Source organism: Cylindrospermopsis raciborskii Cr2010 (genome assembly GCF_003367075.2).
Classification (GTDB): Bacteria; Cyanobacteriota; Cyanobacteriia; order Cyanobacteriales; family Nostocaceae; genus Raphidiopsis; species Raphidiopsis raciborskii.
In genome coordinates this window covers 1,992,452-2,005,646 of record NZ_CP065936.1, presented here as the reverse complement: position 1 = coordinate 2,005,646, position 13,195 = coordinate 1,992,452, and the positions used below count along the sequence as shown (strand labels likewise).

At 40.3% G+C, this 13,195-nt stretch carries 10 protein-coding genes; 4 read left to right on the top strand and 6 right to left on the bottom strand.

Translation table 11 applies throughout. The annotated features are described in order from the left end of the window. The first annotated feature begins 99 nt into the window (after positions 1 to 99). Together C6N34_RS09115 and C6N34_RS09110 are read left to right on the top strand one after the other, a co-directional pair. Positions 100 to 1,647, top strand: coding sequence for an AAA family ATPase (locus C6N34_RS09115; RefSeq protein ID WP_057177677.1), 1,548 nt, complete (start codon positions 100 to 102; stop codon positions 1,645 to 1,647). A gap of 22 nt (positions 1,648 to 1,669) precedes the next feature. After that, the gene (locus tag C6N34_RS09110) at positions 1,670 to 1,975 is read left to right on the top strand and encodes a hypothetical protein (RefSeq protein ID WP_181406990.1); all 306 of its coding nucleotides are present in this window, start codon (positions 1,670 to 1,672) and stop codon (positions 1,973 to 1,975) included. A gap of 136 nt (positions 1,976 to 2,111) precedes the next feature. Here C6N34_RS09110 and C6N34_RS17075 read toward each other — a convergent pair whose 3' ends face one another. From C6N34_RS17075 to psbA (C6N34_RS09085), 6 genes are all read right to left on the bottom strand, one after another. Then, positions 2,112 to 2,519 carry a bile acid:sodium symporter family protein gene (locus C6N34_RS17075; RefSeq protein WP_329606393.1) on the bottom strand — a complete coding sequence of 136 codons (408 nt, stop codon included), beginning with the start codon at positions 2,517 to 2,519 and terminating at the stop codon, positions 2,112 to 2,114. Then, positions 2,516 to 2,836, bottom strand: coding sequence for a bile acid:sodium symporter (locus tag C6N34_RS17070; RefSeq protein WP_258316311.1), 321 nt, complete (start codon positions 2,834 to 2,836; stop codon positions 2,516 to 2,518). The genes C6N34_RS17075 and C6N34_RS17070 overlap by 4 nt, the downstream gene beginning before the upstream one ends. Positions 2,837 to 2,876: 40 nt before the next feature. Beyond that, positions 2,877 to 4,352, bottom strand: coding sequence for a bifunctional metallophosphatase/5'-nucleotidase (locus tag C6N34_RS09100; RefSeq protein ID WP_057178427.1), 1,476 nt, complete (start codon positions 4,350 to 4,352; stop codon positions 2,877 to 2,879). Positions 4,353 to 4,567: 215 nt separating this feature from the next. After that, positions 4,568 to 5,650: a photosystem II q(b) protein gene (psbA, locus tag C6N34_RS09095; RefSeq protein ID WP_006277031.1), complete on the bottom strand. Its 1,083-nt coding sequence runs from the start codon at positions 5,648 to 5,650 to the stop codon at positions 4,568 to 4,570. A gap of 290 nt (positions 5,651 to 5,940) precedes the next feature. Beyond that, positions 5,941 to 7,488: a P-loop NTPase family protein gene (locus C6N34_RS09090; RefSeq protein ID WP_115538182.1), complete on the bottom strand. Its 1,548-nt coding sequence runs from the start codon at positions 7,486 to 7,488 to the stop codon at positions 5,941 to 5,943. 193 nt (positions 7,489 to 7,681) lie between these two features. After that, positions 7,682 to 8,764, bottom strand: a complete 1,083-nt coding sequence (gene psbA, locus C6N34_RS09085) for a photosystem II q(b) protein (protein WP_006277031.1) — start codon at positions 8,762 to 8,764, stop codon at positions 7,682 to 7,684. 950 nt (positions 8,765 to 9,714) lie between these two features. On the opposite strand from psbA (C6N34_RS09085), the gene C6N34_RS09080 reads away from it, so the two are divergent. Both C6N34_RS09080 and C6N34_RS09075 read left to right on the top strand, forming a co-directional pair. Next, positions 9,715 to 12,609, top strand: coding sequence for a helicase-related protein (locus tag C6N34_RS09080; RefSeq protein WP_115539038.1), 2,895 nt, complete (start codon positions 9,715 to 9,717; stop codon positions 12,607 to 12,609). 148 nt (positions 12,610 to 12,757) lie between these two features. After that, positions 12,758 to 13,156, top strand: a complete 399-nt coding sequence (locus C6N34_RS09075) for a four helix bundle protein (protein WP_006277079.1) — start codon at positions 12,758 to 12,760, stop codon at positions 13,154 to 13,156. Positions 13,157 to 13,195 lie beyond the last annotated feature (39 nt).

Here is a 13,195-nt window from a genome sequence, read left to right as displayed (position 1 = left end):
TGAAAAGCTCCTCACCTAGTGGGGGGCTTTTTTTATGGGGTAACAAGTGAAGAGGTTCTAGAATAAAGTTGTTAAGGTTATTTTTTTAAAAACTCCACCATGGCTAAACACTTTAACACTGCTGGTCCTTGTCAATCTGATATCCACTATATGCTCTCCCCCACCGCTCGCTTACCGGATTTGAAAGCGCTAATTGATGGTCGTAATTACTTTATCATTCATGCACCGCGACAAGTAGGGAAAACCACGGCTATGATAGCTCTTGCTCAAGAATTGACTGATAGTGGTCAATACACCGCAGTTATGCTATCCGTGGAAGTAGGGTCAGGATTTTCCCATAATCCCCAGCAAGCGGAGCAGGTTATTTTACAAGAATGGAAACAGGCAATTAGGTTTTACTTACCCAAAGAACTACAACCATCCTATTGGCCAGAGGGTGAAACAGACTCAGGAATAGGCAAAACTTTAAGTGAGTGGTCTACCCAATCTCCAAGACCTCTTGTAATCCTTTTAGATGAAATTGATTCCCTAACAGACGAAGCTTTAATCTTTATTTTAAGACAATTACGTTCAGGTTTTCCCCGTCGTCCCCAGGGGTTTCCCCATTCGGTGGGGTTAATTGGTATGAGGGATGTGCGGGACTATAAGGTTAAATCCGGTGGAAGTGAAAGACTCAATACCTCTAGTCCTTTCAATATCAAGGCCGAATCTTTGACTTTAAGTAATTTTACTTTGCCAGAAGTAGAAGAACTTTACTTACAACATACACAAGCTACGGGACAGGTGTTTACCATAGAAGCAATTCAACAGGCATTTTATTTAACTGACGGACAACCGTGGTTAGTAAATGCCCTAGCTCGTCAAGCTACACAAGTTTTAGTGAAAGATATAACCCAACCCATTACCGTTGAAGTCATTAACCGAGCCAAAGAAATTCTAATTCAGCGCCAGGATACTCATTTAGATAGTTTAGCAGAGCGATTACGGGAAGATAGGGTCAAAGCCATTATTCAACCCATGTTATCTGGATCCGATCTACCAGATACCCCGGAGGATGATCGCCGGTTCTTGCTAGATTTAGGCTTGGTAAAGCGCAGTCCTTTGGGTGGACTAACCATTGCCAATCCCATTTATCAGGAAGTGATTCCTCGTGTTTTGTCCCAGGGTAGTCAGGATAGTCTACCCCAAATTCAACCCACTTGGTTAAATCCTGACAATACTTTAAATCCTGACAAACTATTACATGCTTTCTTAGAATTTTGGCGACAACATGGAGAACCACTACTCAGAAGTGCACCCTACCATGAGATTGCTCCCCATTTAGTGTTAATGGCATTTTTACATCGAGTAGTGAATGGTGGTGGCACCTTAGAGCGAGAATATGCTATTGGTTCTGGAAAGATGGATATTTGTTTACGCTATGGCCAAGTGGTGATGGGCATAGAGTTAAAGGTGCGGAGAGAAAAGTTAGATCCGTTAAGCAAGGGTTTAACCCAACTGGACAAATACCTGGATGGATTAGGATTAGATACAGGTTGGTTAGTGATTTTTGATCGTCGTCCCGGATTACCACCCATGGGAGAGAGAATTAGTACGGAGGAAGCTATTAGTCCAAGGGGACGCACTATTACCGTCATTCGTAGTTAGGGCGATTGCCATTGTTGTTTAAATGATTAATATTGATGAACTTGTAGCTGAATCACATCGTTTGGGATTTATAACCAGTCTTGTGAGTAATGGTGCGCGAATGACTCAATTACTAGAAAAACACCCCGATAAAATTGATTGGGTTGCACTCTCAGTAGATTCCGCTTCAGAAGTGATTCAAAAACATTTAGGACGAGGAACTGGTGATCATGTTCTACGGTCGATTATCTTGTTTGATAAGTTACATCTATATGGTATTCGCGTTAAACTTAATACAGTAGTTACACGATTAAACTATCAAGAAAATATGTCAACTTTTGTAATATAAGTGCCTTTTTGCGTCGGGGTGGGATCTATTCTTGGAAATAGGAAATAGTTAGGAACGGTTAATAATAAATACTGGTAAATGAAAAGCTCCTCACCTGGTGGGGGGCTTTTCTATAAAATACTAGCCACCTTCCTTCTTATACTCTGGATGTAGAAAAATTACGCCCATAGACGATCGCTATACATCCCGTCAAATACATCAACAAGCTATAAATTGCTCCAGGAATCGCCATATCTGGATTATTCAATAACCCTGCAGTAATGGCGATCGCCAGAGTTCCGTTTTGCATACCCACCTCAATGCTGATACAAATTTGTTGCTTGTAATTAAGATTAAAAAGTTTGCTCAAATAGAATCCCGCCGCCATTGAAAGAGTATTTAACAGCAAAACACCGATCCCAACTTGAAAAATAAAATTCGGTAGGCGACTCCACTCTTTAATAATCAGCAACAAAATAATTACTGCTAATAATACGGTAGCGGAGATACTAGTTATCTTTTCTATTTTTGTAGATAGTTTTGGCACAAATTGCCGAATACTCATACCAATGATGATCGGTAAGAAGGTAATTGCAAAATTTGCCCAATAGTCGTCCAAATTGGCAACTCCACCACTGCACCTTGCCCAAAAAAATGTTGACTGGCCAAATTTGCAAAAATGGGAATGGTAAATACAGTAATTAAACTACTTAAAGCTGTCAGTGTGACGCTTAAAGCTACATCACCCATTGCCAAAAATGTCACCAAATTTGAGGAAACTCCCCCCGGACATAAGGCCAAAATCATCAAACCTGTAGCGATCGCAGGTTGCATGGGTACAAGCTTTGCGATCGCCAATCCAATGAGGGGCAGTATGAACAACTGATTAAGGTTTTTAAAAACTGTTAACTGCTAGCAACCTCTAGTTAATAAAAGTCCATCGTCCTTCTACATGACGGTCAATAAGTTGATGAGTAGTTAAATATTCTTCAAGAATACTTTGGGCAGAGGTAGCAACAACTTTAGCGTTAGCTACCTCTTCAGATGTAAGGTTCAAATTCTTGAGTGAATTTTGATAATGATAATTTTCCACACACATTATGTATTGACGACTAGCTTCTACAGATTGTCCATTAATATTTAAAGACTCGATTGTCTTTTTAGTATCGTTATAAACTACTTGAACACCTTTGCTGATTTGATAACATTGACTTTCATCTGGCCTTCTGTTTTCTGGTCGCAGAATGTGGGCGAACACTTTTGTCAATTGTGTCCCATTTACTCTAATTTTATAAAGAGCACCATCGTAAGGATAAACTTTTTTAAGGTCTTCAAGTGTAACAACAGGTCCTAGTTCTTTGCCTCGTATACCACTACTTCCTGCTAAAACCACATCAATCATATCGATTTCGGAAAAGATATCGGCGATTAAATTACCCAGTTCAGTTTCTTGTTCACGTACTGGATGTATTAATTTCCGACTCAAACGACTAACAATACGATTGTACTTACGATCTACTTGCTCCTTATAAGCATCGATAAAGTTTTGCAAGTCCACATCAGGGGTAGCTACTTGATTATTGATAGGAACAAGCTGCCACTTCCATTCCACAATGCTATTAGTATCATCATCTACTGTAATGTCAAAACGTCCAATCTGATCAGTACCTACAGCAGCTTGGGAGATTAAGATGTTGTTTACTTGGGCGGGCTGTTCTAAAACAGTATGAGAGTGTCCACCAATGATTATATCTACCCCCCACTCAGGATCTAACATAGCAGCTAACTTTTTATCCTCTTCAAAACCAATGTGTGTGAGGAGAATTGTCAAATCAATATCCTCATTTTTGTAAGTGTTGCAGATTTTGCCCACCTCGGCCGCTGCATCTTCCAGTCCAACAAATGTACCGATACTTGTATCTAGTTTTAAAGAACTAAGAACTTCCTCAGTAACAATGCCGATAAACATAATATCAAATCCATCTACATTAAGGATGATATAAGGGTTCATCAATCTTTTGCTGTACTTTTTAATATACAAGTTGGCATTAACAATGGGAAAGTTGGCCATTTTTTCTAAGAATAATAAATGGGGAAAGCCATAGTCTAATTCATGGTTTCCTAAAGTTACTACATCAGGCGCTAAGTAATTCATAATTTCCATGGTTGATAAGCCTTTAAATTCGGTATCAATCATCGAACCCTGAAGCATATCACCAGCAATAACATAAAGAGTATTTTTTTCCGTTTGACGCACTTTATTAATATAACCAGAAAGTAATGACAACCCACCAACCAAATTACCTTCTCCGCTTTTAGCCTCCGCCAAAAAGTCGCCGTGCATATCATTGGAATGCAAAATCGTAAACTTTTTGAGTTTTTCTGTAGTTTGAGTCATTATTTCCCTCAGTATTTTTCCTCAATGAACGGTATTATTGTAATCAAAAATATTTATCTGAAGAAATAAAGTTGACAAAAATTAACCTAACCTGACCCGATTCCTCATTCCGCACCCTCAACTTCTTCCTTGACAAGTTCTCCTGATCTTACCCATAAAAAAAGCCCCTCACCTGGTGAGGAGCTTTTCATTTACCAGTATTGGTTATTAAATTATTAACCGTTGATTGCGGGAGCGGTTAATGCTACAGGTGCTACTTCACCAGCAGCTAGGTCTAAGGGGAAGTTGTGGGCGTTACGCTCGTGCATTACTTCCATACCTAGGTTAGCGCGGTTGATTACGTCAGCCCATGTACCGATTACGCGTCCTTGAGAATCAATGATGGATTGGTTGAAGTTGAATCCATTCAGGTTGAATGCCATGGTGCTTACACCCAGTGCTGTAAACCAGATTCCTACTACTGGCCATGCTGCCAAGAAGAAGTGTAGTGAACGGCTGTTGTTGAATGAAGCATATTGGAATATCAAGCGTCCGAAGTAACCGTGTGCTGCTACGATATTGTAGGTTTCTTCCTCTTGTCCGAACTTGTAACCATAGTTCTGAGACTCGGTTTCGGTTGTTTCTCTTACTAGGGAAGATGTTACCAAGGAACCGTGCATAGCGCTGAACAAGCTACCACCGAATACACCTGCTACTCCTAACATGTGGAAGGGGTGCATGAGGATGTTATGCTCTGCTTGGAACACAATCATGAAGTTGAAGGTTCCAGAGATACCTAAAGGCATACCATCAGAGAAGGAACCTTGTCCGATGGGGTAGATTAAGAATACTGCGGTAGCAGCTGCCAAAGGAGCGGAGAATGCTACGCAAATCCAAGGGCGCATGCCTAAACGGAAGGATAGTTCCCATTCACGACCCAGGTAGCAGGCTACACCAATCAAGAAGTGGAAAATTACTAGTTGGTAAGGACCACCGTTGTATAACCATTCATCTAAGGATGCAGCTTCCCAAATTGGGTAGAAGTGCAAGCCAATAGCGTTGGAGGAGGGAACTACAGCACCGGAGATGATGTTGTTACCGTACATTAAGGAACCAGCTACGGGTTCGCGGATACCGTCGATGTCAACGGGAGGAGCAGCAATGAAAGCAATGATGAAGCAAGTGGTAGCTGCAAGTAGGGTGGGGATCATTAACACGCCGAACCAGCCAATATAAAGGCGGTTGTTGGTGCTGGTGATAAATTCACAAAAGCGATCCCATACGTTAGCGCTTTGGCGCTGTTGAATGGCGGTGGTCATGGTTTTATAATTGCGGTTTTACGAGAGATTTATGTATGTTCTGGTAGGTGTTTCTACCTTATGAACTTATATTAAGACAAATATTTAGTTTTGTAAAGGGGTTTTTACAAAATTTTTAATAATTTTGCCAATTAGGGATTTTGCCATAAATGGTGGGGGTTTTCGCCTCCTGGAGGTATTTTATATGTATATAGACGAGTTTTTAAGTTTGTAGGTTGGGTTGACGCTAGGAAACCCAACATTAATGATTTAAACAACAATGGCGATCTCGCATACCCAGTGCTTCGCGACTAACTGCGAATGACGGTAATAGTGCGTCCCCCCGGACTAATAGCTTCCTCCGTACTAATTCTCTCTCCCATGGGTGGTAATCCGGGACGGCGATCGAAAATCACTAACCAACCTGTATCCAATCCTAAACCATCCAGATATTTATCCAGTTGGGTTAAACCCTTGGTTAACGGATCTAACTTTTCCCTCCGCACCTTTAACTCTATGCCCATCACCACTTGGCCATAGCGTAAACAAATATCCATCCTTCCAGAACCAATGGCATATTCCCGCTCTAAGGTGCCACCACCATTTACTACCCGATGTAAAAATGCCATTAACACTAAATGGGGAGCAATCTCATGGTAAGGTGCACTTCTGAGTAGTGGTTCCCCATGTTGTCGCCAAAATTCTAAGAAAGAGTCTAATAGGATTTGAGGGTTGAGTGTGCCATCAGGATTTAACCAGTTGAGCTCCACCGAAGTTAAAGAGGCGATCGCCACGGAGGCTAAAGCTTTAGGTAAAATCTCTCGATAAATAGGGTTAGCAATTTCTAGTCCACCCCCGCGATCGCGACGGCATAAACCCAGATCTAACACGTATCGTAAGTTATCTTCTGGTGTATCAGCTAAGTCTTCACCAGCTAACATAGGTTGAATAATGTCCCTGACCCTATCTTCCCGTAATCTTTCTGCCAAGCTATCTAAATGGGTATCCTGGCGTCGAATCAGAATTTCCTTGGCTTGGTTAATCACTTCAGCAGTAATGGGTTGGGTGGTATCTTTCACTAAGACCTGAGTAGCTTGACGAGCTAGGGCGTTTACTAACCACGGTTGTCCATCAGTTAAATAAAATGCCTGTTGAATTGCTTCTATGGTAAAAACCTGTCCCGTAGCTTGTGTATGTTGTAAGTAAAGTTCTTCTACTTCAGGTAAGGTAAAATTACTTAAAGTCAAGGATTCAGCCTTGATATTAAAAGGACTAGAGGTATTGAGTCGTTCACTTCCACCGGATTTCACCTTATAGTCCCGCACATCCCGCATACCAATCAACCCCACCGAATGGGGAAACGCCCGGGGACGACGATTGTAACCTGAGCGTAATTGTCTGAGAACAGAAATCAATGTTTCATCTGCTAAAGCATCAATTTCATCCAGGAAAACCACTAGGGGACGAGTAGCAACCTTAGCCCAGCTGGCTAATGCGGCTCCAATTTGCCGCCCGGGTTGAGATGGTGGCCAACGGGGTGGGTGAAGATTAGTTGGTAGGTAAACACAAGCGGATTCTTGCCATTCATCCAAAATTGCACGTTCAGCCATACCCGGATCCTGAGAGAAGGGTGCCCCTACTTCTAAAGAAAGCATGATGGCGGTGTATTCCCCACTATCAGTCAATTCTTGAGCTAGGGCTATCATAGCGGTGGTTTTGCCTACTTGTCGCGGTGCATGAATGATAAAGTAATTGCGACCATCAATTAGTGCTTTCAAGTCCGGTAGTCGAACCGTGGGGGAGAGCATATAGTGGATGTCAGATTGGCAAGGACCAGCAGTGTTAAAGTGTTTAGGCATGGTGAGAAGGAGTTTTTAAAAAATAACCTTACCGATTTTATTCTAAGTGGGTCAGTGGAATTAAATATAAGATTAACGTAGGTTGAGTTTAATACGAAACCCAACACCCTCAACTCATGGCATTACTCAAATAATATGCCATAAAAAAAGCCCCCCACTAGGTGAGGAGCTTTTCATTTAATAGTATTGGTTATTAACCGTTGATTGCGGGAGCGGTTAATGCTACAGGTGCTACTTCACCAGCAGCTAGGTCTAAGGGGAAGTTGTGGGCGTTACGCTCGTGCATTACTTCCATACCTAGGTTAGCGCGGTTGATTACATCCGCCCATGTACCGATTACCCGTCCTTGAGAATCAATGATGGATTGGTTGAAGTTGAATCCATTCAGGTTGAATGCCATGGTGCTTACACCCAGTGCTGTAAACCAGATTCCTACTACTGGCCATGCTGCCAAGAAGAAGTGTAGTGAACGGCTGTTGTTGAATGAAGCATATTGGAATATCAAGCGTCCGAAGTAACCGTGTGCTGCTACGATGTTGTAGGTTTCTTCCTCTTGTCCGAACTTGTAACCATAGTTCTGAGACTCGGTTTCAGTTGTTTCTCTTACTAAGGAAGATGTTACCAAGGAACCGTGCATAGCGCTGAACAAGCTACCACCGAATACACCTGCTACTCCTAACATGTGGAAGGGGTGCATGAGGATGTTATGCTCTGCTTGGAACACAATCATGAAGTTGAAGGTTCCAGAGATACCTAAAGGCATACCATCAGAGAATGAACCTTGTCCGATGGGGTAGATTAGGAATACTGCGGTAGCAGCTGCCAAGGGTGCGGAGAAAGCTACGCAAATCCAAGGACGCATGCCTAAACGGAAGGATAATTCCCATTCACGACCTAGGTAGCAAGCTACACCAATCAAGAAGTGGAAAATTACTAGTTGGTAAGGACCACCGTTGTATAACCATTCATCTAAGGATGCAGCTTCCCAAATGGGGTAGAAGTGCAAACCAATAGCGTTGGAGGAGGGAACCACAGCACCGGAGATGATGTTGTTACCGTACATCAAGGAACCAGCTACGGGTTCGCGAATACCGTCGATGTCCACGGGAGGAGCAGCAATAAAAGCAATGATGAAGCAAGTGGTAGCTGCAAGTAGGGTGGGGATCATTAATACACCGAACCAACCAATATAAAGGCGGTTGTTGGTGCTGGTGATAAATTCACAGAAGCGATCCCATACGTTAGCGCTTTGGCGCTGTTGAATGGCAGTGGTCATGGTTTTATAAATGCGGTTTAACCGGAGGTTTATGTATGTTCAGGTAGGTGTTTCTACTTTATGAACTTATATTAAGACAGATGTTTAGTTTTGTAAAGGGGTTTCTACAAAATTTTTCATAATTTTGCCAATTGAGGATTTTCCTATATGTGGTAGGGGTTTCCGGGTATTAAGTTACTAGTCTTAACGCTCAAGTTAGCTTTTTACTGATTGTTTGTATTAGGTAGAATATTGAATAGAATTTGATTTGATTATTTTTATATATACACTATTATGGGAATTATGATAAAAAATGCGATCGCTCATTTTGTTAGTCTAAACTCCAGTTAAAGTACCCAGGATGGGATATGATATAGTTAAGTTGTGTATAGATAAAAAAGTGACAGGAATTTTAGGACGATTGCGAAGCACTCCCTAGGGGAGATCGCCTTCTTGAGATTAATACTGAGGAACTGTTGGGAGAGTTTGGGTTTCAAGTCTTTCAATTTTAGGATTTGTTTTGTCTGTACTAAGTTCTAATCATTGGTCCGTGTTGGAATTACCTTTCTTGTTTAATATCTGCCAAACTAGAGGGAATTCCTTGTTGGGTTTTCTCAATCCAACCTAAACTCTAGCCCTTGACTTTTTTAAAAAACCTGATACCATGTTATGTTGATACAGAATGGTCAATGCCGATCACATCTAAATGAGACACAAACTGAACAATAAGGTTCTGAGCTTTGACGGTCTATATGATCTCAGTTCGTGCCAATTCAGACTCACCCAACCAAGTAGCTGCAGCTAAGAGTCGAGTGGTAGGATAAGTCTGTGCAAATTTAAACCTATGACCATTTACATTCCCCCTAATACCCTCAAAGGTCTCCTAGATAAGGTAACTGGATGAACAGGGAATCCCTCGCTTTTAGCGATGGTAGCGTCAATACTGTTAACATTGGTAACACGGGAAAACAATGACAGATACATTAAATTATAGCCCTGGTTTCATTGTCAGCTGTCGTAGTCGGCAATGGGTAGTATTACCAGATGAAAACCCAGACTTAATCCGCCTTTGTCCCCTGAGTGGCAACGAAGAGGAAATTATTGGTATTTTTCGGCACTTAAACCTAGAAACCCTAGAACCAGCTACCTTTCCTAAACCTACTGCTGACAGTATAAAAGACCACAGTGCAGCTTTATTATTGATGGATGCTGCAAGGCATTTATTACGGAGTGGGGCGGGTCCTTTTCGCTGTTTGGGTAGGTTGTCCTTGCGTCCTCGTCCCTATCAATTAGTACCATTGTTAATGGCTTTAAGGTTAGAAACAGTCAGATTATTAATTGCTGATGATGTGGGCATTGGTAAAACTATTGAAGCTGGTTTAATTGTCAGAGAATTATTAGACAGGGGAGAAATTGCCAGAATTGCTGTATTGTGTCCTCCCCATTTATGTGATCAATGGCAACAAGAATTAAGAGAAAAATTCCATATTGATGCTGTGGTAGTTCGTTCTGGTACAGCTTCTAAATTAGAAAGGGCAATACCTAATGGTTCTCATATTTTTAGTTATTATCGTCATATAATTGTTAGTTTAGACTATGCCAAATCAGAACGGCGAAAAGCCAGTTTTATTGAACATTGCCCAGATTTTGTGATTGTAGATGAAGCTCATACTTGTACCCGTGCTAGTAATAAGACTACATCCCAACAACAACGACATCAATTAATTACCGAAATAGCTGAAAAAAGATCCCGTCATTTATTATTACTCACTGCTACTCCCCATAGTGGAATTGAGGAATCTTTTTTATCTTTATTGGGTTTATTAAAAGCAGAGTTTGCTGATTTGACTTTGGATAAACTCACAGAAACAGAACGAGATAATTTAGCTGGTCATTTTATCCAACGACGACGTGCAGATGTAAAATTGTGGTTGGGTAATCAAACACCTTTTCCAGAACGTCAATCTGATGAGGAACCCTATAAATTATCTAAGGAATATAAAGAACTATTTGAGGAAGTTTATAATTTTGCACGGGGGTTAGTAAGAAATACTACGGTAGATATGACTTATGGCCAACGTCAGGGGCGTTATTGGTCAGCTTTGGCTTTAATTCGGTGTGTGATGTCTTCCCCTGCTGCTGCGATCTCTACTTTAAATCGTAGTTTAAATCGGGAGTTGGGAGTTGGGAGTCGGGAGTTGGGGGAAATGTGGGAGTCGGAAAATAATAATTACGAATTATTCAGTTCTTATGTTTATGATCCTACGGACTTGGAACAAGCGGTAGATGCTGCACCCACTGTAGTCGTAGAACAGGGACAGCGGAGTTATAAAGATGTTGATAAACGCAAACTGCGGGGTTTTATTCAAGCTGCGGAAAAATTACAGGGTAATAAAGACCAAAAATTACAAGCTTGTGCTATTTATGTGCAGAATCTTTTAGCAAATAATCATCATCCAATTATCTGGTGTCGTTATGTTGATACAGCTAATTATGTGGCTGAAAATTTAAAGCAGAAGTTAGAAAAGAAAGGTTCTCAAATTCGGGTAATTGCCATTCATGGGGAACAGTCAGAAGATGAGAGAGAAGTAAAATTAAACGAGTTAAAATCCTATCCTCAAAGGATATTAGTGGCAACTGATTGTTTGAGTGAAGGGATAAATTTACAATCTCATTTTAGTGCGGTTATTCATTATGATTTACCTTGGAATCCCAACCGTTTAGAACAAAGAGAAGGGAGAATTGACCGTTATGGACAAATAGCAGAAAAGGTGAAAAGTTGTTTACTTTATGGTCAAGATAATCCTGTAGATGGGGCGGTTTTAGAGGTTTTAATTCGCAAAGCAGTACAAATACATAAAACTCTGGGAATTACTGTTCCAGTGCCAGTGGATAGTATCACTGTTTCGGAAGCGGTGTTTAAGTCTTTATTTGATAAAAGTACGGATGCACAACAGTTATCTTTATTGGATTTGTTAGATGATGGATCTGCTGTTGAACAGGTGCATAAACAATGGGATAAGGCCGTAGAAAGGGAGAAGATCAGTCGGACTCGTTTTGCCCAAAAGGCAATTAAACCTACAGAAGTTGAACAGGAGTTATTAGAATCTGATGAAATTTTAGGTAATGAAAAAGATGTAGAAAGGTTTGTTAAAAATGCTTGTGAAAAGTTAAATTGTGGTTTGATTGAAAAAAAGCGAGCATGGTTATTACCGTCAATTCCCAGTTTTTTACAACCCGTTTTAGGTAATGAAAAACGTCTAATTACTTTCACTACTCCTGCACCGGAGGGGGTGGAATATGTAGGGCGAAATCATCTTTTGGTTGAAGGTTTAGCACGGCACATTTTAGAGGTAGCTTTACTGAATAATCAGAATGATTTAGTTGCTAGATGTGGTTTTACAATTACGAATACTGTGAGTAAACGGACTACCTTATTGTTATTTAGATTGCGACATTTATTAAAACAGAAAGTTAGTAATCGTAAGTTAAGTGAAAGTGGAAATTCTGAGAAGCGAAATTATGAACTATTAGGAGAAGAATGTGTAGTAGTTGGGTTTACGGGTCCACCATCTAACCCGGTTTGGTTAGCACCACTGGAAGCAAAAGCTTTTTTGGAACAAGCTAACCCTGTGGGGAATGCTGTTAATCCTAAACAGGAAATTGAGGATTTTTTAAATTCTTTTGATGAGTTAAAAGCAGATTTAGAAGTGTTTGCCAAAGAGCGATCGTTTTCTTTATATGAATCGCATCAACGAGTGAGGAAAATTACTAAAGAGGTGGATGTTAAGGTTACACCACAATTACCGATGGATTTATTAGGTGTGTACATTTTACAACCAGGGAAACGTAAAAATAGTTTATAATTTTTGTCGGAATTAGGATGTACAGAATTATTAATTACCCGTTACCAAAATTGTCATGAAAACTGAATTCGTAATTCGTAATTCGTAATTGGTAATTCGTAATTCGTAATTCGTAATTCGTAATTTAAGAAAGAAGAAGCAAGGGAGGATGTTAAAGGTGACAAACACAAATGCAAATGTAAATATCAAAACCAACAATCATATCACGATTACAGATAGAACAAAACAATTTGCTATTAGAATTATTAAGGCTTGTTACTTTCTTGATGAAAAATCAGGAGTTTATCGGACAATATCTAAACAATTACTTCGTTCTGGTACTTCCATTGGTGCAAATGTTAGAGAATCTCAATCTGCTCAATCTGATAAAGACTTTATTCATAAATTAGAAATAGCTCTTAAAGAAGCTAGAGAAACTCAATATTGGTTAGAAATATTAATAGAATCAGAGTTGGTGAGTAAACCAAAATTTACTTCTCTTCTCCAAGAAGCTAACGAAATTGGGAAAATCTTGGTCGCTTCTACCAAAAAACTCAAAGAAAAATAATTACGAATTACGAATTACGAATTACGAATTACGAATTAC